Source organism: Pseudomonas sp. GW822-FHT02E03, assembly GCF_058802325.1.
This window is the reverse complement of record NZ_JBXAOA010000057.1, coordinates 1-26,326: the sequence shown is the minus strand read 5'-3', so window position 1 is coordinate 26,326 and position 26,326 is coordinate 1. Positions and strand designations below refer to the sequence as shown.

The 26,326-nt window shown below is 61.1% G+C and carries 23 protein-coding genes; 11 read left to right on the top strand and 12 right to left on the bottom strand.

Annotation, left to right across the window (positions count from 1 at the left end):
• Positions 1–102: 102 nt before the first annotated feature.
• The 5 genes from AC1RQB_RS25945 to AC1RQB_RS25925 form a co-directional block, all read right to left on the bottom strand.
• Positions 103–924 (bottom strand): TIM barrel protein, encoded by an 822-nt coding sequence (locus AC1RQB_RS25945; protein WP_063343272.1) that lies wholly within the window; start codon positions 922–924, stop codon positions 103–105.
• 26 nt (positions 925–950) lie between these two features.
• Positions 951–2,453: a CoA-acylating methylmalonate-semialdehyde dehydrogenase gene (locus tag AC1RQB_RS25940; RefSeq protein ID WP_063343271.1), complete on the bottom strand. Its 1,503-nt coding sequence runs from the start codon at positions 2,451–2,453 to the stop codon at positions 951–953.
• Positions 2,454–2,497: 44 nt separating this feature from the next.
• Positions 2,498–3,307 carry a 5-deoxy-glucuronate isomerase gene (gene iolB / locus AC1RQB_RS25935; RefSeq protein ID WP_063343270.1) on the bottom strand — a complete coding sequence of 270 codons (810 nt, stop codon included), beginning with the start codon at positions 3,305–3,307 and terminating at the stop codon, positions 2,498–2,500.
• Positions 3,304–4,197, bottom strand: coding sequence for a myo-inosose-2 dehydratase (iolE, locus tag AC1RQB_RS25930; protein ID WP_063343269.1), 894 nt, complete (start codon positions 4,195–4,197; stop codon positions 3,304–3,306). The genes iolB and iolE overlap by 4 nt, the downstream gene beginning before the upstream one ends.
• A 172-nt stretch (positions 4,198–4,369) precedes the next feature.
• Positions 4,370–6,307, bottom strand: a complete 1,938-nt coding sequence (locus tag AC1RQB_RS25925) for a bifunctional 5-dehydro-2-deoxygluconokinase/5-dehydro-2-deoxyphosphogluconate aldolase (protein WP_063343268.1) — start codon at positions 6,305–6,307, stop codon at positions 4,370–4,372.
• A 311-nt stretch (positions 6,308–6,618) separates the two neighbouring features.
• On the opposite strand from AC1RQB_RS25925, the gene AC1RQB_RS25920 reads away from it, so the two are divergent.
• Together AC1RQB_RS25920 and AC1RQB_RS25915 are read left to right on the top strand one after the other, a co-directional pair.
• Positions 6,619–7,539 carry a MurR/RpiR family transcriptional regulator gene (locus AC1RQB_RS25920; RefSeq protein ID WP_007907898.1) on the top strand — a complete coding sequence of 307 codons (921 nt, stop codon included), beginning with the start codon at positions 6,619–6,621 and terminating at the stop codon, positions 7,537–7,539.
• Between the two features lie 74 nt (positions 7,540–7,613).
• Complete coding sequence (locus AC1RQB_RS25915) at positions 7,614–8,225, top strand: glutathione S-transferase (protein WP_063343267.1); 612 nt, start codon at positions 7,614–7,616, stop codon at positions 8,223–8,225.
• A gap of 173 nt (positions 8,226–8,398) precedes the next feature.
• Here AC1RQB_RS25915 and hcnC read toward each other — a convergent pair whose 3' ends face one another.
• From hcnC to AC1RQB_RS25895, 4 genes are all read right to left on the bottom strand, one after another.
• Positions 8,399–9,658 (bottom strand): cyanide-forming glycine dehydrogenase subunit HcnC, encoded by a 1,260-nt coding sequence (hcnC, locus tag AC1RQB_RS25910; RefSeq protein ID WP_063343266.1) that lies wholly within the window; start codon positions 9,656–9,658, stop codon positions 8,399–8,401.
• Positions 9,651–11,060, bottom strand: coding sequence for a cyanide-forming glycine dehydrogenase subunit HcnB (gene hcnB, locus AC1RQB_RS25905; RefSeq protein ID WP_063343265.1), 1,410 nt, complete (start codon positions 11,058–11,060; stop codon positions 9,651–9,653). The genes hcnC and hcnB overlap by 8 nt, the downstream gene beginning before the upstream one ends.
• Positions 11,057–11,371 carry a (2Fe-2S)-binding protein gene (locus AC1RQB_RS25900; RefSeq protein WP_008070675.1) on the bottom strand — a complete coding sequence of 105 codons (315 nt, stop codon included), beginning with the start codon at positions 11,369–11,371 and terminating at the stop codon, positions 11,057–11,059. Before AC1RQB_RS25900 ends, hcnB begins: the two co-directional genes overlap by 4 nt.
• Before the next feature lie 389 nt (positions 11,372–11,760).
• Positions 11,761–12,711 carry a hypothetical protein gene (locus AC1RQB_RS25895; protein WP_008070677.1) on the bottom strand — a complete coding sequence of 317 codons (951 nt, stop codon included), beginning with the start codon at positions 12,709–12,711 and terminating at the stop codon, positions 11,761–11,763.
• Between the two features lie 269 nt (positions 12,712–12,980).
• Here AC1RQB_RS25895 and AC1RQB_RS25890 point away from each other — a divergent pair, with 269 nt between their 5' ends.
• Positions 12,981–13,664, top strand: coding sequence for a response regulator transcription factor (locus AC1RQB_RS25890; protein WP_007907911.1), 684 nt, complete (start codon positions 12,981–12,983; stop codon positions 13,662–13,664).
• Positions 13,642–15,036, top strand: coding sequence for a sensor histidine kinase (locus tag AC1RQB_RS25885; RefSeq protein WP_063343264.1), 1,395 nt, complete (start codon positions 13,642–13,644; stop codon positions 15,034–15,036). The genes AC1RQB_RS25890 and AC1RQB_RS25885 overlap by 23 nt, the downstream gene beginning before the upstream one ends.
• Positions 15,037–15,190: 154 nt before the next feature.
• Here AC1RQB_RS25885 and AC1RQB_RS25880 read toward each other — a convergent pair whose 3' ends face one another.
• The gene (locus AC1RQB_RS25880; protein WP_008070680.1) at positions 15,191–15,697 is read right to left on the bottom strand and encodes a DinB family protein; all 507 of its coding nucleotides are present in this window, start codon (positions 15,695–15,697) and stop codon (positions 15,191–15,193) included.
• Positions 15,698–15,921: 224 nt separating this feature from the next.
• Positions 15,922–17,040, bottom strand: coding sequence for an NAD(P)/FAD-dependent oxidoreductase (locus tag AC1RQB_RS25875; RefSeq protein ID WP_063343945.1), 1,119 nt, complete (start codon positions 17,038–17,040; stop codon positions 15,922–15,924).
• A gap of 529 nt (positions 17,041–17,569) precedes the next feature.
• On the opposite strand from AC1RQB_RS25875, the gene AC1RQB_RS25870 reads away from it, so the two are divergent.
• The 6 genes from AC1RQB_RS25870 to AC1RQB_RS25845 all read left to right on the top strand — a co-directional run bounded on the left by AC1RQB_RS25870 (position 17,570) and on the right by AC1RQB_RS25845 (position 24,334).
• Entirely contained in the window at positions 17,570–17,866 is a 297-nt protein-coding gene (locus AC1RQB_RS25870; RefSeq protein WP_063343263.1) for a hypothetical protein, read from the top strand.
• A gap of 316 nt (positions 17,867–18,182) precedes the next feature.
• A complete protein-coding gene (gene mgtA / locus AC1RQB_RS25865) occupies positions 18,183–20,903 on the top strand; it encodes a magnesium-translocating P-type ATPase (RefSeq protein ID WP_063343262.1) in 2,721 nt (906 codons plus the stop codon).
• Positions 20,904–21,126: 223 nt separating this feature from the next.
• Positions 21,127–22,782, top strand: coding sequence for a Na/Pi cotransporter family protein (locus AC1RQB_RS25860; protein WP_063343261.1), 1,656 nt, complete (start codon positions 21,127–21,129; stop codon positions 22,780–22,782).
• Positions 22,770–23,123: a DUF2493 domain-containing protein gene (locus AC1RQB_RS25855; protein WP_063343260.1), complete on the top strand. Its 354-nt coding sequence runs from the start codon at positions 22,770–22,772 to the stop codon at positions 23,121–23,123. Before AC1RQB_RS25860 ends, AC1RQB_RS25855 begins: the two co-directional genes overlap by 13 nt.
• Before the next feature lie 37 nt (positions 23,124–23,160).
• Positions 23,161–23,934 carry a PA4824 family protein gene (locus tag AC1RQB_RS25850; protein ID WP_063343259.1) on the top strand — a complete coding sequence of 258 codons (774 nt, stop codon included), beginning with the start codon at positions 23,161–23,163 and terminating at the stop codon, positions 23,932–23,934.
• A gap of 103 nt (positions 23,935–24,037) precedes the next feature.
• Positions 24,038–24,334 carry a DUF2388 domain-containing protein gene (locus AC1RQB_RS25845; protein ID WP_007907925.1) on the top strand — a complete coding sequence of 99 codons (297 nt, stop codon included), beginning with the start codon at positions 24,038–24,040 and terminating at the stop codon, positions 24,332–24,334.
• Positions 24,335–24,399: 65 nt separating this feature from the next.
• On the opposite strand, the gene AC1RQB_RS25840 is transcribed toward AC1RQB_RS25845, so the two are convergent.
• Positions 24,400–25,332: a pyridoxal-phosphate dependent enzyme gene (locus AC1RQB_RS25840; RefSeq protein ID WP_063343258.1), complete on the bottom strand. Its 933-nt coding sequence runs from the start codon at positions 25,330–25,332 to the stop codon at positions 24,400–24,402.
• Between the two features lie 245 nt (positions 25,333–25,577).
• Here AC1RQB_RS25840 and AC1RQB_RS25835 point away from each other — a divergent pair, with 245 nt between their 5' ends.
• Entirely contained in the window at positions 25,578–26,237 is a 660-nt protein-coding gene (locus AC1RQB_RS25835; RefSeq protein WP_063343944.1) for a methyltransferase family protein, read from the top strand.
• The last annotated feature ends 89 nt before the right edge of the window (positions 26,238–26,326 follow it).

Sequence of the window (26,326 nt, the reverse complement as noted above, 5' to 3'; positions counted from 1 at the left end):
CCCCCCCCCCCCCCCCCCCCCCCCCCCCCCCCCCCCCCCCCCCCCCCCCCCCCCCCCCCCCCCCCGCTCCCACAGTTGATCTCCATCAGTTCAAAAACAGAGTCAGCTCAGGGATTTCTGCAGGTGATCCATGCTCGCGCCAATCGCCGTCTGGATATCCGCCAGGCCATGGACGCTGTCGGCGAACGGTTCGAACGACAGGTAGCCGCTGTAGCCGGTCGCGAGCAAGGTCTCGATCTGCGCCGCGTTGCCGAGGATGTCGCCCTCGCCCACCAGCACCCGGTGGCCGTCGCGGATGGTCGCCAGCGGCGCCTCGGCATCTTCGACGCCGGAGATGTGCACCAGCCCGGTCAGCTCGGGGAAGAACTCATGTTCGCAGGCCAAGTGATGGTGAAAGGTGTCATGCACCAGACGGAACACATCCAGCCCACCGATGGCCTTGATCGCGTCGACCGCCGTGCGTTTGCGCCGCAGTGAGCATTCTTCGAAACCCAGCGGCTCGATGAAACCGAGGATGCCGTGATCACGCAGGATCGGCGCCAGTTCACTCAACGCCGTGCGTAGCCCGGAAGCACGCTGCGCCTCGGTTCGTGGATCGGCACGGTCGTTCAATGGGCACATCACCAAACCCTGCGCGCCACAATCACGGGCATAAGCGGCGAGCTTCAGAGCGTGTGCACGGCGCTCGTCATTCCACACATCGAACGGATACAGCGCGTTGATCGACAGCACCTTGATGCCTTTGGCCGCGCACAACTCGCGGACGGTTTCGGGGGCGGTGCCATCTTCGATCTCGACGCCCTTGAGGTCATTGCGGATCTCGATGGCGTCGGCCTTGAGGGTCACCGCCAACTCGATGAACGCGGGCAGGGACAAACGTGGGGCGACCATACGGTTCAGGGCGAAACGCAGAGGTTTGCTCATTTTTTGTTGTTCTCCGCACAAGTGAATTATTTGGCTGTCGGCATGCTGAATTCAGGGCCCTTGGCAATGCTGTCGGGCCAGCGCTGCATCACGCTTTTGTAGCGGCTGTAGAAGCGAATGCCTTCTTCGCCATAGGCGTGGTGATCACCGAACAGCGAGCGCTTCCAGCCGCCAAACGAGTGCCAGGCCATGGGTACCGGAATCGGTACGTTGATGCCGACCATGCCGACCTTGATGTTGCGGGCAAACGAGCGGGCGATGCCGCCATCGCTGGTAAAACACGACACGCCGTTGCCGAATTCATGGGCATTGATCAGCGCCACGGCGCTGGCGAAATCCGGTACGCGCACGATGCCCAGCACCGGGCCGAAGATCTCTTGCTGATAGATGCTCATCTCGGTCGTGACGTTGTCGAACAGCGTCGCGCCGACGAAGAAACCATTCTCGGCCCCCGGCACCTTGAAGTTGCGCCCATCGACGATCAGTTGTGCGCCCTGGGCCACCCCTTCGCCGATAAAGCCCTCGACCTTGGCCTTGTGCTCGGCAGTCACCAGCGGCCCCATGTCGCTGTCGCCCTGCATGCCATTGCCGACCTTCAGTTGATCGATGCGCGGCAGCAGTTTGGCAATCAGTTGGTCGCCGACATCGCCGACCGTCACGGCAATCGAAATCGCCATGCAGCGCTCACCGGCCGAGCCGTAAGCGGCGCCGATCAATGCATCTGCCGCTTGGTCCAGATCGGCATCGGGCATGACGATCATATGATTCTTCGCCCCGCCCAGCGCCTGTACGCGTTTGCCGCGCGAGGTCGCTTGCTGGTGGATGTACTCGGCAATCGGTGTCGAGCCGACAAAGGAAATCGCCTCGATGTCCGGGTGTTGCAGCAAGGCGTCGACCGCGGCCTTGTCGCCCTGAACTACGTTGAACACACCGTCCGGCAATCCGGCTTCGGTCAATAATTTCGCCATCAGCAAACTGGCCGACGGGTCGCGTTCAGACGGTTTGAGGATGAAGCAGTTACCGGTGACCAGCGCCAGCGGAATCATCCACAGCGGCACCATCACCGGGAAGTTGAACGGCGTGACGCCGGCACACACACCCAACGGCTGGCGCAGGTTCCAGTTGTCGATGCCGCCGCCGATGTTGTCGCTGAAATCGGTTTTCAGCAGGTTCGGCGCACCGCAGGCGTACTCGACGATTTCGATGCCGCGCGTCACTTCGCCCTTGGCGTCGGAGAACACCTTGCCGTGTTCGCGGCTGATGATTTCCGCCAGTTCGTTGTGATGGCGGTCGAGCAGTTCCTTGAACTTGAACATCACCCGCGAACGGCGCAGGGACGATTGCTCGGACCATGCCGGGAACGCCTTCAGGGCTGAGGCGACGGCATCATCCACGGTCTTCTGGCTGGCCAGCCCGACCCGCGCCTGAATGCTGCCGGTGGCCGGATTGAAGACATTGCTGAACCGCTCGCTACCACAGTCCTGTACCTGACCGTCGATGTAATGGCCGATTACCTGGGCGTCGCTCATTGTTCTTGTTCTCCCTTTGAATGTTGAAATTCAGGCTTTTTAGTTCAGAGCTCAAGCAGCCAACTGTGCTGCGGATCGTTATGGAACTGCCAGACGCGTTTCGGCCCGGCCATCACGTTCAGGTAATACGACTCGTAGCCGTAGGGCACGCTGACCGGGTGATAGCCCTTGGGCACGACCACCAGGTCGCCGTTTTCCACGGCCATGGCCTGGTCGATGCTGCGGTCGTCGGTGTAGACCCGCTGGAACACGAAGCCTTGGGGCGGGTTGATCTGGTGGTAATAGGTTTCTTCAAGAAAGCTCTGGTGCGGCAGATCGTCGGTGTCGTGCTTGTGCGGCGGGTAGCTCGACGAGTGCCCGGACGGCGTGCGCACTTCCACCACCAGCAGCGAGTGGGCTGGCTCGGTGTCTGGCAGGATGTCGCAGACATAGCGGGTGTTGGCGCCCTTGCCGCGCACGCTGCGTTTCATGCTGTCGGGTTTGATCAGCCGTGGGCTGTGATTTTCGGCGGTCGAACCGGGCGCGGCGCAGACGGCGATCTGCACGTCGCTGAGCGCAACCACTTGCGCCTGACTGCCCGGTGGCAAGTACGCGGCGAACGGTGATTTGTCTTCGAACACCGACTGGCGATCGCCGATGTTGTCCCAGTCGAACGCGCCCTGCCCCGGTGCTTCGCCCTTGATGCTGACCCGACCGCTGAGCAGCACCAGACACAGTTCCTTGTCACCGGCGCTGACCGGCAGGGTTTCGCCGAGGCTCAGGCGGTACGCGGCGAAGCCAACGTATTCCAGCGCTCCCTGCCCCAACTCGACCATGGTCCGCCCGCGAGCATTGCTTTTGACCAACAGGCTCATAGAGCAATCCTCTCTTCGAGCAGCGCACGCAGCGTGTCGTAGCCTTTTTTGGCGTAGACGTAACTCGGCGCCACCGCTGGATCCTGCTCGGCCTCGACCACCAGCCAGCCGTGGTAATCGGCGCCCAGCAGGACGTCGAGCAAGGCGCCAAAATCGATATCGCCATCGCCGGGCACGGTGAACGTGCCATTGATGATGCAGTCCGGGAAGCTCCACAGGTTGTTGCGCGCCAGTTGCACCACCGGTTTGCGCACGTCCTTGAAATGCACGTGGCAGATGCGTTCGATGTGTTTGCGCAGCACCTGCAAGGGTTCACCGCCGCCCATGTAGCAGTGGCCCGAATCGAACAGCAGGCCGACTTCGCTGCCGGTCAATGCCATCAGTTTGTCGATGTCGGCCGGGGATTCGACGTAGGCGCCCATGTGATGGTGATACGCCAGACGCACGCCCTGGGACAGGGTGAAGCGTGCCAGTTCGGTGAGTTTGTCGGCGTATTCCTGCCAGGCCTGCTCGGTGTGAAAACGCGGGCGCTCGACCAATGGAATGCGCTGACCTTGAATCGAGTCGGCGACTTCGCCATAGACCAGCACCTTGGCGCCGTTCTTCGCCAGTAGCTCGACATGGCTGGCGATGGCGTCGATTTCCTCGGCCACGGAACGGCGGGCCAGACGGCTGGAATACCAACCGGACACCAGCGCCAGATCGTAGGGCCGCAGCACGTCGCCGACGCCTTTGGCGTCCTTGGGGAATTTGCCGTTGAGTTCGAAGCCTTCGTAGCCGATGTCCTTGCCTTCGCTGAGGGCGGTGCTCAACGGCGTCTCGCCACCGAGGGACGGCAAGTCGTCGTTGCTCCAGGAGATCGGGTTGATGCCAATTCGGATAGCGGGCATGGCTGCACCTTTTATTGTTTTACACAAATCAGTAAGAACGACACAAAACCCTGTGGGAGCGGGCTTGCCCGCGATAGCGATCTAGCTGTCACATTTATGTTGAATGTGCCGCCGTCATCGCGGGCAAGTCGAAACGTCGAACCGCCGCTCCCACAGGTATTGCGGTGTTACGTCAGGCCCGGGCCGTGCACCAGGCATCGATCAATTCGACGAACGTGCCCTGCACCTGGCGGATCAGCGTTTCGTCGTCGATTTCACCAGCCATCCACGCGCGGCTCGGCTCCTGGAAAATCGTCCGGCCTACGGCGAAACCTCGGCAGGTCTGGCTCTGGCTGGCCTGCTGAAACCCTTCGGCCAACGCCGCCGCCGGTGCATTCAAGCCCAGCAGCACCACGCCACGGCAATACGGATCGCGTTCCTGAATCAGCTCGTCGAGTTGTTTCCATTCCTCGGCGCTTTGCGCTTCGATCTTCCACCACGCCGGGTAGATGCCCAGGCTGTAGAGGCGTTTCAGCGCGCGATACAGCACGTCCGGATGCTGTGATGGGTGATCCTTGGGCGGAATAATCTCCAGCAGCAGTTCATGACCGCTGACTTGCGACGCCTGATACAAACCCTTGATCTGCGCTTCCTGCTCCAGACGCAGCAGTGGCTCGTCGTCGGGGTGGAATTGCACCAGGCATTTGATGATCTGCTCTTGCGGCCAGGCGATCAGGTTGCTGCCGATCGAGCGCCCGTGTTCGAAGGCCAATGGCCGCGAGCCCTGCACCTCCACCGGCCGTGCCACCCACCAGCCGCGACCGGTGGCAGCGTTCAGCGAGTCCTGACCGAAACGTTGATCGGCCAGCAAGCCGACGTCGGCGTCGACGCCCTGCTCACGCAAATCCGCTTCGACCCGCTCCACGGCTTTGATAAAGAGTTGTTTGAGTTCGCCAATGCTGCTCAGGTCGCGCCCGCCCTTGTGGGCCAGTTCCACCAGTTGCCCGCGATGATCGAAAGCGAAGATGAACAGCTGCTTCCACTGTTTGCGCGGCACGCTGACCTGATGCAGGCGCTGCAACACGGCGTCCTGATCCGGTCGGGTGATGGGCACCGGGCTGTTGAATAGATAGTCGAGTTCGGCGCGGGTCGGCATCGCCGGGGCGCAGGCGTGGCGCGACACCACCAGAGCGCCGCAGGCATTGGCCAACTGGCAGCAGCGCTCGTCGCTGGCGTCCTCCAGCCAACCGCTGAGGAAACCCGACATGAAGGCATCGCCGGCCCCCAGCACATTCAGCACTTCGACGCGCACGCCGGGATAGATTGCGCCGTCTTCCAGACGCGCCGGAATCGCTCCGTGAATCACCGTGCAGCCTTGCGGGCCGAGCTTGACCACCAACGTCGCCGCGCTCAGGCGCCTGACGTTTTGCAATGCAGTGAGCAAATCCTCGGAGCCCCCGGCAATCAGGAATTCTTCTTCAGTACCGACGATCAGGTCGAAGCGCGGGAGGATTTTCTGCACGTGCTGGCTGACATTCTGGTCGGCGACGAACCGGGTTTCGCCGTCCGCCTTGCCGGCCAGGCCCCAGAGCACCGGGCGATAGTCGATGTCCAGCACCCGTTTGACGTTGTGCTTCTCGGCATAGTCCAGGGCCTGGATGCTCGCCTTGTAGACGCCGTCGGTGGAGAAATGGGTGCCGGTGATCAGCAGGGCTTTGCTGGAAGCAATGAAGGCTTCGTTGATGTCTTCGGCGCGCAACGCCATGTCGGCGCAGTTTTCGCGGTAGAACACCAGGGGAAAGGTTTCGCGGTCCTTGAGGCCCAGCAGGACCATGGCGGTCAGGCGTTCCGGATCGACCTTGATGCCGCTGACGTCGCAGCCTTCGCGGGTCAGCGATTCAACGAGGAAGCGACCCATGTGGTCGTCCCCTACCCGGCTCAGCATCGCCGATTTCAGGCCCAGCCGAGCGGTGCCGAAGGCGATGTTGGCGGACGAACCGCCGAGGTATTTGGCGAAGCTGCTCACATCCTCCAGCCGCGCTCCGACTTGCTGCGCATAGAGGTCGACGCCTAGGCGCCCCAGGCAAATCAGATCCAATTGACGCCCACTGGCAAAACGAGTCTGGCCCATGCTGGCTCCTGTTATTTTTATCAGCCTGCGTTCGGGGCGATGAAGGCGCCGAACACTCTTGGTGGATGCAGACTAAAACGACCGGGACCGAACAATCAATAATTATTCTAAATATTTTTTACGTGGAATATTTTTTCCAATAAACTTTTACACAAGCGTTCCAGACACAGTGCATCGTTTCAGCAGACCCCAAGGCGGGCGCAAGCTCAAGATTTTATTCCGGCCTACCCTGTAGACTGCGCACAGCCAACCTATTGTCAGGGGATGACGCGCCCCGTCATCTCTATAAGCACAAGCCAGAAGGATTCCTTATGTCCCGCACCGATCAGCCGGCTACGACCGAGAGCACGCCCGACAGCGATCTCGCCAGCCCTCCGATCAATGCCGAGCGTTTGTTGCAGCTGATCACCGATGAATACGAAAGCCTGCCGCGCCAGCTCAAACGCATCGCCAGTTACATGAGCCAGCAGAGCGACCGGATCATGGTCGACCGCATCAGCGACATCGCCCGCGAATGCGAAGTACACCCGTCGGCCATCGTGCGGTTTTCCCAGCGTTTCGGGTTCAGCGGTTTCAGCGAAATGCAGGCACTGTTTCGCGAGGCCTACACCCACAAGACCACGCCGGTGCAGAACTACCAGCAACGCATCCGCAGCATGATCGCCAACAAGTCGCAGAAGGCCAGTGGCGGCGATCTGGCGCGCGAGTGCATCAACGCCACCCTGTCAGGCATCGAGCGGCTGGGGCTGGAACTCGATGACCAGGCCTTCGACAAGGCCGTGGACCTGGTGGTGAATGCCGACAACATCTACGTGGTCGGGGTGCGCCGCTCGTTCGCGGTGGCCGATTACCTGGTCTACAACCTGCAACACACCAACAAGCGCATCCACCTGGTGTCGGGTCTGGGCGGCAGTTACCGCGAGCAGATGCGCAGCGTGCGCGCCAATGATCTGGTGATCGCCATCAGCTTCACGCCCTACGGCAAGGAAACCCAGCACTGCCTGCGTATTGCCCAGCACCATCAGGCGAAAACCCTGATCATCACCGACAGCAACCTTTCACCGTTGGCCAAGCGCGCCAACACGGTGCTGCTGGTCAACGAAGGCAGTTCGTTTGCCTTCCGTTCGTTGAGCGCGACCTTGTGCCTGTGCCAGGCGCTGTTTATCGCCGTGGCTTATAGGCTGGAATTGAAGGTCGATGAGATTCATGAGCAGGTGGGGTTTGAGGATTAGCGCGAGGCCGTTTGCAGGTCGCTGAACCTCAGCTAAGGTTGTCCATCCCCCAAGGACCGTCGAGGAGAGGCTCAATGAAACTGATCGGCATGCTGGATTCGCCCTATGTGCGACGCGTCGCCATTTCCGCCAAATGCCTGGGCATACCGCTGGAGCACGAGTCGGTTTCGGTGTTCAGAAACTTCGAGCAGTTCCAGCAGATCAACCCGGTGGTGAAGGCGCCGACCCTGGTGCTGGATGACGGTGAGGTGTTGATGGATTCGACGCTGATCATCGACTACCTGGAGGCTCTGGCCGCGCCGGGTAAAAGCCTGATACCCAACGATCTGGAGCAACGCTTGCGCTCGCTACGGCTGATCGGCCTGGCGTTGGCGGCATGTGAGAAATCGGTGCAGCTTTATTACGAACGTAACCTGCGGCCAGCGGAAACTCAGTACGCGCCCTGGGTGGAACGGGTCGAAGGGCAATTGGCCGCGGCATATTCGGCGCTGGAGCGGGAGTTGGAAAAACAGCCACTGAAGACCGACGGTTCGATTGCGCAGGACGGAATTACCCTGGCGGTGGCCTGGAGTTTTACCAACCTGATGGTGCCGGATCAGGTGGAAGCCGCGCGGTTTGCGCGGATCAGCGCGTTCACGGCGTATGCCGAGGGGCTTGAGGTGTTTGTCGGTACGCCGATTAACTGAGCCACAACGCTCGTTCCCATGCTCTGCGTGGGAATGCATCCAATGACGCTCTGCGTCATATCGGACGCGGAGCGTCCGGGGCGGCATTCCCACGCGGAGCGTGGGAACGATCATCAGCGCCCACATAAACGGCGCATGATCTGTAGGAGCGAGGCTTGCCCGCGAAGGCGTCCTCAAGTCATTTCCATTCCCTTCGATTCAACCTCCGGCCCCCCTGCAAACCTATCCGCCAGAAACGGTGTGATGTCCAGCGGCAACGGCTCGTTGTTCACCAGTTTGTCCAGCAACACCCCAGTGATCGCCGACGTCAGGATGCCGGTGCGGAAATGTCCGCAGGCATTCAGGTAACCCTCCACCCCTTTCATCGGTCCGAGAATCGGCAGTTCGTCCGGCGAGCCTGGACGCAACCCGGCCCAGCAGCGTTTCAGGCTGATGTCGGCCAGCGCTGGAATACAACGCAGCGCCCCTTGCACCAGGCCGCTGATTTCCGGGTAGGTGGTGGTCACGTCGAAACCCTTGTCTTCGGTGGTACTGCCGATCAGGATTTCGCCGTTGTCTTTCTGCGCCACGTAACAGTCGCTGGTGGTCAAACAACCGTGCAGGATCTTCGGCATGCGCTCGGTCAGCAGGATCTGGCCCTTCACCGGGTTCACCGGAATGCGAATGCCGGTGGCCTGCTCGCTGAGATCGGCGGCCCAGGCACCGGCGGCGTTGATCAGCGTGTCGCAATGGAACACTCCGGCCTCGGCGGTCTGCACGCCGCTGACCCGCGAGCCGTGGTGCAACACGCCGGTGACGTTGGTGTTGAAATACAGATCCACACCATTTTGCCGCGCGCCTTCGGTGTAGGCATCGGCCAGGCGGAACGGGCTGACCTGATGGTCGCAGAGAAACTCCAGCGCCCCCCTCGCCTCATGGCTGACGCTCGGTTCGGCTTCGCGCAATGCTGCTTGATCGAGCCAGCGCACCTGATCCGCCAGGTGCGGAATGCAAGCGACGATGTGCTCGGCGTAGAGCCGGTCTTCATCGTCGTAGATCACGAACTTCAATCCGGTCTTTTCGAACTTGAAATCCATCCCGTGATTCTCCTGCAACTCCCGATGCAAGTCCGGGTACATCGCGTTGGACTGCAAGGCGAAATCGAAGAACGCCTGCGGCAGGATGTGCGGCGTGCTGGAGTCCACCGCCACGGCGGCACCCTGGGCTTCGCGCTTGCGATTGGCCGACATCATGCGAAAGAAGATCACCCCGCACCCCAGGCCTACCGACTCGCCGATCGCCCACAGGCCGCCGGCCGAAGCGCGGGTCGCGTTGCCCGGACGCTTGGCGTCGATCAGCGCGACTTTCAGGTGTTTGCGCTTGGACAATTGATAGGCGCAGGACGCCCCGATTACTCCGCCGCCGGCGATGACCACGTCGTAGAACTTACTCATGGCTTGCGGCCTCCGTGCCGACAGACTGGAACGCTGAAAAAGGAATCGGGTCGACGGGGAAACGCGGTCGCAACCAGCCCACGTCTTGCCGGCCGGTGGCTTCGCGCAACCGGTCGGTGCAATACCCCACACACATGCGCCCCTGACAATCGCCCATGCTCACACGGGTGCGCATTTTCAGGCTGGCCAGGTCTTGCACGCCCTGCTCCAGCGCCCGATCGATGTCGGCGCGGGTTGCGTGTTCACAGCGGCAGATCACCGTGTCGGCGGCCGGCAGTGCGGTCTGCCCGGCGCCGCGTTCGGTGTAGCGGTCGACGGCAGCGCGAAAGCGCACGATGGACTTGAGTTTCGACAGGCAACGGTCGCGCCGGACAAGCGCCAGTTCCAGGTCCAGCACATTGCGTTGCAGCAGGATCGATACGGCCGCGATCCGTCCCGCGAGCATGGCCGCCTCGCCACCGCGAATCCCGCCCATGTCACCGGCCAGGTGCACGTGGGGCTCGCTGCTTTGCTGCCAGACATTGGCGTTGGCCCGCAGATAGCCGTCTTCGCTGAAACCGTGATTCAGGCCCATTTGCTGGCTGAGTTGGGTGCGTGGAATGAAGCCGTAACCGACCGCCAGGGTCTGCGCGACAACCTGCTCGGCGCGACTCAGGTCTGGAACCCAAGTGCTGGAGTACGGCGCGACGGTCACCGCATTCAACTCGCCCTCGCCCTGTGTCTCGACCACGCCCCAACCATAGTGCATGGGGATGCCATGCAGTTTCAGGTACGCGAGCATGCTCAAACCATCGAGAAACAGCTGCGGCTTGTTCAACAGCGCGAGGCTTTCCCGAGCGATCTTGCCGAACGCGCACGCCTCGTAAACCCCGGCGACGCTCACCCCGGACGTGTGCAGCTGGCAGGCCACCAACGGCAACAACGGACCGGTGCCCGCGATCACCACCGGTCCTTGCGGTTTAACCACGCCGCTCTTGATTTGCAGTTGCAGACCACCCAATAGAATCACGCCGGGCAAGGTCCAGCCGGGAAATGGCACGCTGCGCTCATGGCAACCGGCAGCCAACAGCAACTGCGAATACTCGATCTCCTGCAAGCGCTCGTCAGCGTCCAGCAGCACCAGTGCGCGAGTGCCTTCAGCACCCACCACGCGATGGTTCAGGCGCACGTCGATCAGGCCAGACTGCTCCCGGAAATCTCCATGCAGCTTGGCCAGCGCTTCTGAATAGCGCGGCCCCAGATAATCCAGCTGGACGCCATCACGCAACGGTCCGCGATAAACCACACCGCCGAGCCGCGAGGCTTCTTCCAGCAAAGTACACCGCACCCCATGCCGGGCCAGTTCAATGGCCGCCGCCATGCCCGCCGGCCCGCCGCCGACGATTACCGGATGCAGGCTCATAGCACCTCCTGCCCGGTGATGCGGTTGACCCGGGTTTCGACGTCCATGCCCTCACGCACGATCGTCTGGCAGGCGCGACGTTTGTGTCGGCCATTGATTCTCACCAGGCAGCATTGGCATACGCCCATGCCGCAATAGGCACCGCTGACTTGATCGTGATCGTTGCGGGCCACTTGGCGTATGCCCAGTGATTGAATGACCGTCAGGACGGTTTCGCCGATGGCGGCGTTGACGGTTTGGCCATTGATGCGCACGGTCATGTCCGCCTGCATCAGCGGCTGGATATCGAAGGTTCTGTCTTGGCGTTGCATCGCGAAGTTCATCCTTGAAAAGTTCAGGTAAGGGTTGTTCAGCTCCATGCTGCACTTACACCCTGCCGGCCAACCGGACAGCGCAATCGTTGCGCGCTGAAGTACTGTAGCCAATGCCGCAGGAGGGTCTGGATTTTTTATGTTAGGGAATATCGCCGAAGGAAATATTGATCCAGGCCAGTGAAAGCGTGTCCTTTCACCCTGAGTGACTGGCAGACCGCTTTCGCGATGTACCGGAGCCCAAAAGCAAAACGCCGCTTCTACCTGAAGTAGAAGCGGCGCTGGCAAGTGCCTCAAAGGGGTCACGTGAGCAAGGCAATCAGAATGATGATCGGGATCGGTACGCCGAGAAAGAACAGCAATATAGAGCGCATGAGGGTTCTCCTGGGTTAGCGAACAGGTGGCAGCGTCGTGGTTGTGGTGGTGGTCACGTAGGCATCGGTTTCCAGATACTCCACGGCATCCCGACGACGACCGCCGAAGATCGCGGCGAGGCTGGCAAAAAATGCACCGGCCAGTAGCGCGACGAACATCCACAACGCCGTCAACGCTGCGGCTTTGGCCGCGGTGTCAGCCGCTTGTTGCGCCGCCAGTTTGGCGTCGGCGACGGCTTTTTGGGTGCGGGCATAGACTTCATCGACACGACGTTCGGCGTCCGCTTGAGTGAGGTTGGTCCGCTGGGCGACCAGTTGTGCCAGGTAGGTCCGATCCTCGGGTGCCAATTGACCGTCGTTACGCAGGCTGCGCGCGAAGATCCGGGTGACGGTGCCATTGACGGCGTCCTCGCTGACAGCGACTGGCCTATCATCGCGAAACAGGCTGTCGACGAAGTAACCGTAAGGGTCACCGTCGGTATTACCGACCGCGCTACCGGCAGCCTGGGTCATCGCGCTGGCGGCACCGCCGGCGACCGTTGCCCCGGCCTGCACGCCGCCGCTGACGATGTTGCTGACCGAGCCGACCACCAGGGTCGCGGTCACCAGCGTCGCGATACACCAGGCCAGGAAGCCATGGGCCGTGTCACGGAAGTAGACCTCATCGCCGTGCAGGTAGGCCCACCTCACCCGCAGGCGACCGGCGATGTAGCCGCCGAGTCCGGATGCCACGATCTGGGTAAAGGCCAGCCAGACAATCGTCGAGATACCCAGGCTTTTGGCGCTGACGCCTTCATGGGCCCACGGCGAAACCGCCGAAAAACCCAGGCCAAAACCAAGCAGTACGAGAATCAGCGACAACGCCGCAGCCGCCGCGGCCCCGGCGAAGATAGCGGCCCAGGACACGCCCGAGAGCGTGCTGAACTCATCTGCGACAGGATAAAAACCATCAGAGGATCTGTTCATTGTTGTAGTGCTCCAGGCAGGTATTACAACTCGTCAAACGAGCAATTGCAGTCAACGTGCCAGACGCACTATTTAAATAAATCTTTCTATTTCAAATAGTTGAAAACAATGAACTTCTCAGGGTCATGCAGTTTGCAAGGAGCCGGCCATATCGGCGGGTTTTATGCATTGATCAAATCGGTGCCTGCATGAAATTTTATTTAGAAAACCATCGATCATTTCTTGGCAAAATGCCGCGAACGTCTTGAACACCTAATCAGGCAAGCCCTATGACCCGCATCTTGACCATCGAAGACGACGCTGTGACCGCCCGGGAAATCGTCGCCGAACTGAGTAGCCACGGCCTCGACGTGGATTGGGTCGACAATGGCCGCGAGGGTCTTGCGCGCGCGGTCAGCGGCGACTACGACCTGATCACCCTCGATCGCATGCTGCCGGAGCTCGATGGCCTGGCGATTGTCACCACCCTGCGCACCCTGGGCGTGGCCACGCCGATCCTGATGATCAGCGCCCTCTCCGATGTCGATGAACGGGTTCGCGGCCTGCGCGCCGGGGGCGATGATTACCTGACCAAACCGTTCGCCACCGATGAAATGGCCGCCCGGGTCGAAGTCTTGCTGCGCCGGCAGAACACCGTGACCGCCCAGGCCACCACATTGCGCGTGGCCGATCTGGAGCTGAACCTGATCAGCCACGAGGCCAGCCGCGACAGCCAGTTGCTGACGCTGTTGCCCACCGAATACAAATTGCTCGAATTTCTGATGCGCAACACCGGGCAGATTCTGTCGCGGATGATGATTTTCGAAGAGGTCTGGGGTTATCACTTCGACCCCGGCACCAACCTGATCGACGTGCACATCGGCCGTCTGCGCAAAAAGATCGACCCGCCAGGCAAAGTCCCACTGATTCGGACGGTGCGAGGCTCGGGTTATGTCATTGCTGAACCCCTCTAAAGGCTGGCGCTCCTCCAGCAGCCGCTTGCTGGCGCTCTACAGTTCGCTGTTCGTGGCCTGGAGCGGGATTCTCATGGGGGTCATGTACTACGAGGTGTCCAGTTACCTGGACACCCTGGCCAAACATTCGCTGATGCAACGTCAGCATCTGTTTTCCCGATTCCAGGGCGCGCAACTGGAGGACGCCCTCGCCGCCAGTGTGACCTTCGACATTCGCGGCATCGATGCCTATGGCCTGTTCGATGACCAGCGGCGTCACCTCAGCGGGCCCTTGCGCCAGATCCCCCAAGGCCTGCCGCTGGACGGCAAGATTCACATCCTGGGCGACTGCGTCGACGCCGACGCCCCGACCCTGCCCGCCGACAGTTGCGATGCCACGGCAACCCGGACCCTCGACGGGCGCTGGCTGGTATTGGTGCGGGACAACGGTTCGTTGTTTGCCGTGACCCGGATCATCCTCCACGCGCTGCTGTGGGGCGTATCGCTGACCATTCTGCCCGGCATCGCCGGCTGGCACTTATTGCGACGACGCCCGCTGCGGCGGATCCGGGCGATCCAGGCCAGCGCCGAAGCCATCGTCGCCGGCGACTTGACCCGACGCCTGCCGCTGTCCAGCCGCCGTGACGAGCTGGACATGCTCGCCGCCATCGTCAACGCCATGCTTGAACGCATCGAACGCTTGATGAACGAGGTCAAGGGCGTGTGCGACAACATCGCCCATGACCTGCGCACACCGCTGACGCGCCTGCGGGCGCAGCTGTACCGGATTCAGCAACAGGCCGATGACGGCTCGACGCTGGCCGTGCAACTGGATTCCGTGCTCGGCGAGGCCGATACCTTGATGGCGCGTTTTCGTGGCTTGCTGCGAATTTCCGAGCTGGAGGATCGCCAGCGCCGTTCGGGTTTTGTGCAACTGGACCCGGTGCCGTTGCTGCAAGAGCTGCATGACTTTTATCTGCCGCTGGCGGAAGAAGGCGAACTGACCTTTGAACTGCAACTGCCCGAATCCCTGCCCCGACTCAATGGCGACCGGGCGCTGCTGTTCGAAGCCGTGGCGAATTTGCTGAGCAACTCGATCAAGTTCACGCCTCCGGGTGGCAAGGTGATTTTGCGTGGGGTGAATGACGCCGGGCATACACGAATCGAAGTACTCGACTCCGGCCCCGGCATTGCGCTGGCCGAACGTGAGGCGGTGTTTCAGCGCTTCTATCGCGCCGAGGGCGGTCACCCACAAAGCGGATTCGGGCTGGGTCTGTCGATCGTCGCGGCGATTGTCAGCCTGCACGGTTTTACGCTGGAAGTCGGCAGCAGCGAACTGGGTGGAGCGCTGTTGGTACTTGATTGCCGACAGAGTTTGATTCCTCAGGCATGACCCAAATCTCCTGAACTGACACATAACCTGTGGGAGCGGGCTTGCCCGCGATGGCGGCCAGACAGAGCAAATTATGTCGCCTGACACTCCGCTATCGCGGGCAAGCCCGCTCCCACAGGGGATTTGTTTGGGCCGGGAATTGGTGGAATTCGACTCAATACCCCGGAACCTCGCGCAGAAACACCGGCAGATCAGTGATCGGCGGCAGGGCCGGAATCTCGACGTACATCTGGACCACCCAGCCTCGGTGATAACTGGCGTGGTTGACCACATGCAACAGCATCGCGCCGGCGCTCATGACCCCGCTTTCCCCCGCGACGGAGGTGAATTCGATGGGTTGATCCAGCGAATCGTCGGTCTGGGCCGCACTCCATCCACAGAACCATTGATCGATCTCCTGTTGCGCCATTCGCAGCTCGGGGAGTTCGGTATGGAGCAGGTCATGTGAGGTTTTGAAGTCGTGCCCTCTGCCCTCCAGGTGGGCTTGCCAGATGCAGTCCACCACGTAGATATGGTTCAAGGTGCCGATGATGTTGTTGAACACCGACACCCGTTTGCGGTTGAGCTCTTCCGGTGGCAGCGCCATGAGGCTGTCAAAGAGTCGCTGATCGGCCCAGTGCCTGTAATCGGCGAGCATGCGGGCAGTGCGTACGTTGATCATCAGAGGTCTCCCATGAGGATGGGCGCATTGCCAAGAATAGCCCTCGCGGTGAATGGCATCGCAGACACTGATAACCGGCACCTTCACGACGACCTGTGTAGCAGCTGGCGAAGCCTGCGTTCGGCTTCGCAGCAGTCGTGAATTCAGGCACTGCGGTCTATCAGGTAAACCGCATGGGCAGGTTTTACGACTGCTGCGCAGCCGAACGCAGGCTGCGCCAGCTGCTACGAGGAATGTGGAGCGGCTAGTATTTTTACCACCCGGTCAGCCAGCGCCAGGCAACTGGTCAGCCCCGGAGATTCGATGCCGAACAGGTTGACCAACCCCGGCACGCCATGCACATCCGGGGCGCTGATGACGAAGTCGGCGGCCGGCCCGGTCGGCCCGCTGATTTTCGGGCGAATGCCGCTGTAGGCCGGTTGCAGGCTGTTATCGGGCAACGCCGGCCAGTAGCGCCGGATTGCCTGATAGAAACTTACGCTACGGCGGGGATCAACGCGGTAATCGACTTGCTCGACCCATTCGACATCCGGCCCGAAACGCGCCTGACCGCCCAGGTCCAGGGTCATGTGCACGCCCAGCCCGGCGCTTTCCGGTGCCGGGTAAACCAGATGCCGGAACGGCGCCCGGCCGCTGAAACTGAAATAACTGCCCTTGCACAGCCAGGCCTTGGGAACGTGCTGCGCGGGCAAGCCTTCGATCCGGCTCGCCACGTCAGGCGCGGACAATCCCGCGCAATTGATCAACTGACGACAGCTCAACGGCATCGGCTGAGCCCCACCCAGGTGCAGCTCGAAACCGTGCTCGGTGCAACGGGCCGATTCCAATGGCGTGTGAAAGGCTATCGAAGTACCGCACGCTTCAGCATCTGCCTGAAGCGCCAGCATCAGGGCATGGGAATCGACGATGCCGGTGGATGGCGACCAGAGCGCGGCAACGCAGGACAACGCCGGTTCAAGCGCCTGCGCCTGCCCGGCATCCAGCCATTGCAGGTCATCGACACCGTTGCGCCGGCCCTGCTCCAGCAACGCCTGCAAGGCATGGCGCTGACGGTCATCGGTGGCCACGATCAGCTTGCCGATACGCCGGTAATCGACGCCGCGCTCATCGCAGAAGGCGTACAGACGTTGCCTGCCCTCCACGCACAATTGCGCCTTGAGACTGCCGCTCGGGTAATAGATGCCAGCGTGGATCACTTCCGAATTGCGCGAACTGATGCCCACGCCAATCCCCTCGCCCGCCTCGACCAGAATCACTTCTCGCCCGATCCGCGCCAAAGCCCTGGCCACCGCCAGCCCGACCACACCGGCCCCGACCACCACGCATTCGATATCGACGCTCACCTGCCCTCCACCCATTCCAGCCAGCCCTCGCTCCCGATAATCGATCAGGCTGAAGAAAATCACCAGCCATGACGATTGCATACGGTCTGCGTAGGAGCTGCCGAAGGCTGCGATCTTTTGATCTTTGGTATTTCAGCGGCCGCCGAAGATCAAAAGATCGCAGCCTTCGGCAGCTCCTGCGTTCCATCCAACAGCCATCAAAACGGCAATTAACTGTCAATTAGCTGAACCGCTACACACTTCAATAACCGAATCCCGTTTAACCGGCAATCAAGTGCACTTTTACGATTGACTTCACCCGCCTCGCTCAGTAAATTGCCCGGGCCGATAACACCGGCCTTTTATCAACTCACAAAAGAATCCAATGGACACAGTATCTAGTCGCTGTCGGATGACTGCAGATATGCAGGATCTGGCACATAACCCAGACAATGACGGGACTCGACTTTTCGGTCGGGTGAGCTGCGCTAGAGCCTGAGGCTCCACCGTAACTTGCCTCACCGGAATCAGTCCGGCCCAGAGGCATGTTATGAACTTCAAAACCACTGTAATGCCAGGCGTACGCGCCTTTGCATCGACCATGCGGGTCAAGCTTTGCCGTGAGCGTCTGTTGACGGCCCGGCCCAGCGCCCCGTTTTCCACCCCTCCTGCCCACACCAAGGCACAACCTCGTGCCAACTGGCGCGTCTGCCCGACAACGGGCCGGCTTCAGCAACGCTGGAGCTTCGACGAAAGCCAGGACCCACCGAGTCGGCGCATCGCGCGCCTTTTCCAGCAGGCGAGCCTGATGCTCGGCCTGTGCGTTGGGGTACGCACTTTCAATTGATTTGAAGGCACTTTTTATTTTAAGGAGCTTTTGATTTTAAGGAGCTTCCAAAGTCCTTCCTGAACGGTTTTCTTAAAACGAAATCCGAGAACTTCTTATTGCCTGTTAAAAACAAAATTTATTGGAATTAGTTATGGACGAAGCCAGTAGTCGGTTCGCTGCCTGTCACGTCTTAGTTGATGGACAGCGAACGTTAAAACATCAAAACACAATCATCCGACTCGATCGCATATTTGCGGCTCGACATACGTGCGCTCGTCTTTGATTAGCTGAGTACCTGTGTGTCGTGCCGCAAGACTGCGGCAGGAGCACAGCAATGACCCTAGTAAACACCGCAAAGAAAACCACCCGCGGCGCCTCCAGCGACAACGCCAAGCTGTCGATGCGTGCCGCCCGGGAAGCGCAAAACGGCCTGGCCGTCACCCTCACCAACCTCAACGCCACCGCTGACGGTTTGACCGAACTCGAAGCCGAAGGCCGTCTGGCTCGCGGGGGCCACAACGAAGTCGCCCACGACAAGCCGCCTCACGCCATCATCCAACTGCTCAAAGCCCTGAACAATCCCTTCATCTACGTGCTGCTGACCTTGGCCGGTATCAGCTTCTTCACCGACTACTGGCTGCCGATCAGCCAGGGTGAAGGCGACGACGCCGACCTGACCAAGGTCATTATCATCATGACCATGGTCAGCCTGAGCAGCCTGCTGCGGTTCTGGCAGGAATACCGTTCGGCCAAGTCTGCCGAAACCCTCAAGGCCATGGTGCGCACCACTGCCACCGTCCTGCGTCGCCCGCAACAGGGCCGCCCGCCGGTGCTGCGCGAAGTACCGATGCGCGAACTGGTGGCCGGCGACATCGTGCAACTCAGCGCTGGCGACATGATCCCGGCGGACATCCGTCTGATCGAATCCCGCGACCTGTTCATCAGCCAGGCCGTGCTGACTGGCGAAGCCTTGCCGGTCGAGAAGTACGACACACTGGGGGACGTGGCGCAGAAGTCAGCGACCGGCAGCGCGACCGATCAGTCCAACCTGCTCGACCTGTCGAACATCTGCTTCATGGGCACCAACGTGGTCAGCGGCACCGCCAAAGCGGTGGTGGTCGCTACCGGTTCGCGCACCTACTTCGGCTCGCTGGCCAAAGCCATTGTCGGCTCACGGGTGCAAACCGCGTTCGACCGTGGGGTGAACAGTGTCAGCTGGTTGTTGATCCGTTTCATGCTGGTCATGGTGCCGATCGTGTTCCTGCTCAACGGTTTCTCCAAAGGTGACTGGAGCGATGCATTCCTGTTTGCACTGGCAGTGGCGGTCGGCCTGACCCCGGAAATGCTGCCGATGATTGTCAGCGCCAACCTGGCCAAAGGCGCCATGGCCATGGCCAAGCGCAAAGTGGTGGTCAAGCGCCTTAATGCGATCCAGAACTTCGGTTCGATGGACGTGCTGTGCACCGACAAGACCGGCACTCTGACCCAGGACAAGATCATTCTTGAGCACCATGTCGACATCAATGGCCAGCGCGACGATTCGCTGCTGGAACTGGCCTGGCTCAACAGCCATCACCAGAGCGGCCTGAAAAACCTGATGGATCAGGCGGTGGTGCAGTTCGCCAACCGCAATGCGACATTCCGCGTGCCGTTCGCCTACAGCAAGGTCGATGAATTGCCGTTCGACTTCGTGCGTCGGCGCCTGTCGATCATCGTCAAGGACAGCCGCGACGATCACCTGATGGTGTGCAAAGGGGCGGTCGAGGAAATGCTGGCCATCGCCAGCCACGTCAATGAAAACGGCACGGTCGTGGCGTTGGATGATCAACGTCGCCAGGCGCTGCTGGCCCTGGCCAACGAGTACAACCAGGACGGCTTCCGGGTGCTGTTGGTCGCCACCCGTGAGATCCCGAAGGCACAGGCGAAAAACCAGTACGCAACCACTGACGAACGCGAACTGGTGATTCGCGGCTTCCTGACCTTCCTCGATCCACCGAAGGAAACCGCCGGCCCGGCAATCGCCGCGCTGCGTGATATGGGCGTGACTGTCAAAGTGCTGACCGGCGACAACGCCGTGGTGACCTGCAAGATCTGCCGCGAAGTCGGCCTGGAGCCCGGCACACCGCTGCTCGGCCAAGACATCGAGAAGATGGACGACGCCACCCTCCAGGCGCGGGTCGAGGAACGCACGGTGTTCGCCAAGCTCACCCCGCTGCAGAAATCCCGGGTGCTCAAGGCGTTGCAGGCCAACGGTCACACCGTGGGCTTCCTCGGTGACGGCATCAACGACGCCCCTGCCCTGCGCGATGCCGACGTCGGCATTTCGGTGGACAGCGGCACCGACATCGCCAAGGAATCGGCTGACATCATCCTCCTGGAAAAGAGCCTGATGGTGCTCGAAGAAGGCGTGCTCAAGGGCCGCGAAACCTTCGGCAATATCATGAAGTACCTGAACATGACCGCCAGCTCCAACTTCGGCAACGTGTTCTCGGTACTGGTGGCCAGTGCGTTCATTCCGTTCCTGCCGATGCTGTCGATCCACTTGCTGCTGCAAAACCTCATGTACGACCTCTCTCAGCTGGCGCTGCCGTGGGACAAGATGGACAAGGAATTCCTGCGCAAGCCGCGCAAGTGGGATGCGAAGAACATCGGCCGTTTCATGCTGTGGATCGGGCCGACCTCATCGGTCTTCGACATCACCACCTTCGCGGTGATGTGGTACGTGTTCGCCGCCAACAGCGTGGAAATGCAGGGCCTGTTCCAGTCCGGCTGGTTCATTGAAGGGTTGCTGTCCCAGACCCTGGTGGTGCACATGCTGCGCACCCAGAAAATCCCGTTCTTCCAGAGCACCGCCGCCTTGCCGGTGATCCTGATGACCGGGCTGGTGATGGTGCTGGGCATCTACATTCCGTTCTCGCCACTGGGCACGCTGGTCGGTCTGCAACCGCTGCCGTGGGCGTACTTCCCATGGCTGGTGGGCACCTTGCTCAGCTACTGCGTGTTCGCGCAGGTCATGAAAACCCTCTACATCCGGCGCTTCAAGCAATGGTTCTGATGGTGTAAGCCCCCGAAGCGAGGGGGCAAACCCAAATGACTTGAACACCGCAATCCCTGTGGGAGCGGGCTTGCTCGCGAAGGCGGTGTGCCAGGCGACATGAATGTTGACTGATGCTCCCTCTTCGCGAGCAAGCCCGCTCCCACAGGTTTCGTGTTTACCGCACCATCCCTCCGGCCCACGGGTCGTCAATAAATGCAGTACGCAAAAAGGGAGAGTCCTCATGTCGGGAACTACTCTACTGATCAACCTTGCAGGCTCCATCGCCCTGTTGCTGTGGGGCACCCATATGATTTCTTCGGCGCTGTTGCGCGGCTTCGGCACGCCACTGCGTCAGTGGCTGGGCCACAACCTGAACAACCGCTGGATGGCTTTGCTGTCCGGCATCGGCATCACCGGCGTCCTGCAAAGCAGCACCGCCGTCAGCCTGATGGCGACTTCATTCACTGCTGCCGGGACACTGGGATTGGCGCCGGCACTGGCAGTGATGCTCGGCGCCAACATCGGTTCGACCCTGGTGGTGCAACTGCTCAGCGCCGATGTGTCGATGCTCACCCCCATGGTTTTGCTGTCGGGCCTGATCGTCTTTCGGCTGCGTGATGACTCGCGCTACGAAAGCGTCGGTTGTGCGTTGATCGGCTTGGGGCTGATGCTGCTGGCCCTGCACATGCTCGGTTCGACTCTGGCGGAAGTCGAAGGCACGCCGATCTTCCAGCTCATCATGCAAAGCCTTGATGGCGACCTGCTGATTGCCCTGCTGGTGGCGCTGATCCTCACCTGGCTCTGTCACTCCAGCGTGGCCGTGGTGCTGCTGATCGTCTCGTTGGCCGCCACCGGCATGCTCTCGGCCAGCACGATTGTCGCGCTGGTACTGGGGGTGAACATCGGCGGTGCGCTGCCTTCGGTCATCAATGCCGGTTCGAGCGTTGGCCGACGCCTACCGCTGGGCAATTTGCTGGTGCGGGTGGTCGGCGCCCTGGCGGTCTTGCCGTTTGCCGGCTTGCTCGCTCAGGCGCCGCTCGCGCCCTCGACACTGGTGGTGTGCCTGCACACCGGTTTCAATCTGCTGCTGGGGTTGGTGTTCATCGGCCTGACCGATGTGCTCGCCAATGCCCTCGCCCGACTGTTGCCGGCGCCTGAGCGGGATGTCGACCCTGGCATGCCGCACTACCTGGATGAGGCCGGTCTGGAAGTGGCCAACATCGGTTTGTCGAATGCCGCCCGCGAAGCGTTGCGCATGGCCGACATGCTCTCGGCCATGCTCGGCCGGACGCTTCAGCTGTTCCACACATCGCTACCGAGCTGCGCCGATGAAGTGCGGCGCATCGATCAATCCCTGGACCTGCTCAGCGCGGCGATTCGGGCTTATCTGGCCGACATCGGCAAGGAGGGCATCAGTGACAGCGATGCCGACCGCTCCCAGGAAATCCTCACGTTCGTGATCAACCTCGAACATGCCGCGGACATTCTTTCCAGCAGCCTCGCGCAGCTGGCCATGCGCCGCTTGCGCCGGGGTGAACAGTTCTCGGCCTTCGAACTGGGCAACATCGCCCCGCTGCACGATGCCGTGCTGGAGAGTTTGAGCCTGGCGATCACCGTGTTCCTGCGCGAAGACATCGCCACCGCGCACCAACTGATCCATCGCAAGGAAATCGTCAGAAGGCTCGAAGCAGAAGCCAGCCGCGAGCACTTTCGCCAGTTGCAGGAAGACAAAAGTACCTGGGCGGAATCCGGCGATATTTTCCAGCGGGTGCTGCGTGATTACCGGCGTGTGCATCACCACATCGCCGCGCTGGCGTATCCGCTGCTCGAACGCGCCGGTGAGCGCTCGATCGAGAGCATCGATCAGGCAAAGGAAAACCCATCATGCGCCTGCTGATCTGTGCCGGGCGTCATTACGCCGATAAACGTCTGTGCCGACGGGTACTCGACGCCTTCCAGCGCATGCATCCGGTGCATGTGCTGATTCATGGCGGCAATCGCTTTCTGGGCGGCGAAATAGAAGAGTGGGCCCGGGAACAAGGCGCCGACATTGTGCGCTACCCGCCCAATTGGCAGCGATACGGCAAATCGGCCGAACGCCTGCGCAACCACTTCATGTTGCTCGACAGCCGACCGGACGTAGTGATCGCCCTGCCCGGCGGCGAAGACACCGAAGAACTGCTCGCCCAAGCCCGGGCGGCCGGTTTGCAAACTTTATCGGTAGGAGATCGGAGCTGACCCGCTGCCTGCCATCGAAGACTTCAAGGTAAACCTCATGCAAAAACCAACACGTCACTTCATGTCCCTTGTGCGCAGTTTGCCGCCATCGCAAAGCCGTAGGCTGCGGCGCAATCTGTTGTTCATCAGTATCACCCTGGGCCTGATCACCCTCCTGACCGTGATCTCTAAGGCCCACGCGGCCGGCGGTGCGTACGTGGTGGACGACGCCGCGATCAATGCGCCGGGCGAATGCAACATCGACGCCTGGTACCAGAGCGGTCGGCATAATCACTCATCCAGCAACGCAGTGCTGTCCCAGGACTGCACGCTCAAGGGACTGCCCAACCTGCAACTTGGCGCGGCCATACAGCACAGCCGCGATGACGGGGATTCGGAAACTCAACTGAGCCCGCAGTTCAAAACCCTACTGTTCTCCCGCGAAGACCTCGGCATTCAATTGGCGCTGGCAGGGTCAGCGCATTTTACCTTCAATCGTGACCACACCTTCGATGGCGCCGACCTGAACCTGCCATTCACCTACCAACCGATTGAAGCATTACGCCTGAACGTCAACGCCGGCTGGGCCCACGCCTATGACGACGGCGAGCAAAACCATCGCTGGACCTGGGGCACCGGCGTCGAGTATGACCTCGCCAGGTCCTTGACCCTGGTCGCCGAACGCTATGGCCAGCAAGGGGGCGAACAGGCCTGGCAGGCCGGGCCGCGTTTGCACATTGGCGAGCGGGTCGATGTCGATCTGCTGGTCGGCCGCGACCTGACGGGCGAGCGTGATCAGTGGCTGACCACTGGGGCTACCGTACGGTTCTGAGCGCTCGCCTGTGCCTATATCGAATCGGCAGGGAACTCCTGAGCATCGACAGGCATCCTAAATTATGTGTGTTACTTCCTTTACGCTTTCGGAGGACGCCGTCATGCGCCGTCTATTGCTCATATCTTCACTAGTGCTTTGTTTGCCCGTTGGTTCGGCCATGGCCGATGTAGAGGCAAAAGATGTCGCCACCTCGGCCGGTATCTCCGCATCGCTGTACTCGACGTTCAAGGATGACAAAATCGTGATTCCCGCCCGGGATGACGCCTCTAGCTTCGTGGCAAGTGGCGGTACGATTCGCGGCGCTTATCTGGAGTCGGTGTTGAAGCAAATTCGACAAGATCACCCCGACCTCCAGGCCAGCGATGAAGACTTGGCCAAAGCGATCCTCGCTCAATAAGGCCCGGTCGCTGAAACCTGCAAAAATCAGCCGTGGGGCTCGCAACACTGGATAGTGTTCGGGCCCTAGGTTGCTTGCGCCCCAGCGGACAGGCGCGCCCAGCCGGCGACCAATTGCGCGCTGATGCTGACGCCGCCGCACACCACAATCACCACATCATGGGCCTCGGCGATCGCCGGATGGTCGAGGTATGCCACCGCCAATGAGACGCCGCACGCCGGCTCGACCAACTGACGCAAGTCGTTGGCGTAACGAACCACGCCCATGATCGCCTCATCATCGCTGAGCACCACGCATTCATGTGCAAAATCGAGGATGTGTTGCACCGGCCAGGCCGCCACCTGCGCCGCGCCAAGTGAGGTGGCGACGGTATCGATGCGCGGCAATCTGACCGGGTGGCCGGCACTGATGGCGGCCGCGAAAGACGCCGCGCCCCGGGTTTCGCAAGCAACGATTCGACAATCCATGCGCTGATGACGGATCAGTCCAGTGAGCAGGCCCGCCAGCAAACCTCCGCCGCCCACCGACGTCACCAACACATCGACCTGAGGACAGTCCTCGAGAATTTCATCGATCATCGTGCTGTGCCCTTCCCACAACACCGGATGATCGAAGGCCGGCACGTATTCAGTGTCCGCGCCCTTTGCGAGTTCTTTCGCCCGTTGATTGGCTTCGTCCCAGACCTTGCCATGAACGATCACCTCGGCACCGGTTTTCCTGATCCTGGCGCGGGTGGTTTCCGGGGTGGTGTTCGGCACCACGATGCAGGCTTTCAGCCCCAGGCTGGCGGCGGCCACGGCGGTGGCCAATCCGGCATTCCCCCCGGAAGGACAGACCACTTTGCGCTTGCCCTGCTCCGCGGCCTGACTGCACAGCAGGCCCATGCCGCGCAGTTTGAACGAGCCGCTGGGTTGCAGGTTTTCCAGCTTGAGCCAGATTCGCCGGGCCGGGGTCGACAGACCCGGGTGCAGAATCAGGGGCGTTCTGATGTGAAGCATCATGTGCTCCTTGTGACGCTCCCGGCCCAGCGAGATGTTCAGCGCGCCGGGAGTGAATAGATGGAATCATCCTTATCCAAGCTTAGTTCACCCAGCTCCACGGCTACCGTTGTGGCGATAACGCGCTGCCCCGCGTAGGAGCTGCCGTAGGCTGCGATCTTTTGATTTTTGAGCGATATTGATAGGGTCAAGGTCAAAAGATCGCAGCCTGCGGCAGCTCCTACATGTCCTTTGCGAAGTCAGTCATGAAAATCTCGGCCAAACTCGCGTTTTTCACCCTCGTCAGCACCCTTGCCTACCTCGCTCTCGCGGTGTTCGGGCTGGGCGGGTTGGCAGCTTTTTTCTCGCACGCGCCGTTGGTGGTCATTGCGCTTGCAACCCTGGTGATGGCGATCGTGTCTTGGTTCAGCGAGGGAAACCTGAGCTCCGGCGAGCGCGAAGACGGCGCCAATCGCTGGGTGCTGCCGGTTTTCGGGGTGCTCGGGTTGTTGAGTGGGTATCTGCCAGCCTATACCGACCGGATCGACTTCTGGACCTTCGGTGGCGAGGGCGTGCGCTGGCTGGGCGCGCTGTTGTTCATCGGCGGCGGCGCGCTGCGGATGTGGCCGGTGTTTGTGCTGGGCAAACGCTTCAGCGGTCTGGTGGCGATTCAGCCGGGGCACCGGCTGGTCACCGACGGGATTTATCGGACCTTGCGCAACCCCAGCTATTTGGGGCTGTTGATCAATGGCGTGGGCTGGGCGCTGGCCTTTCGTTCCGGGGTCGGGTTGCTGCTGGTGGCGCTGACGTTGATCCCGCTGATCGCCCGCATTCGCTCTGAAGAAGCGCTGTTACTCACGCAATTCGGCAGTGAATACGAGGCTTATTGCGCCCGTAGCTGGCGATTGATTCCGGGGATTTACTGAACCCACCACAAGCTACTGTGGGAGCGGGGGGGGGGGGGGGGGGGGGGGGGGGGGGGGGGGGGGGGGGGGGGGGGGGGGGGGGGGGGGGG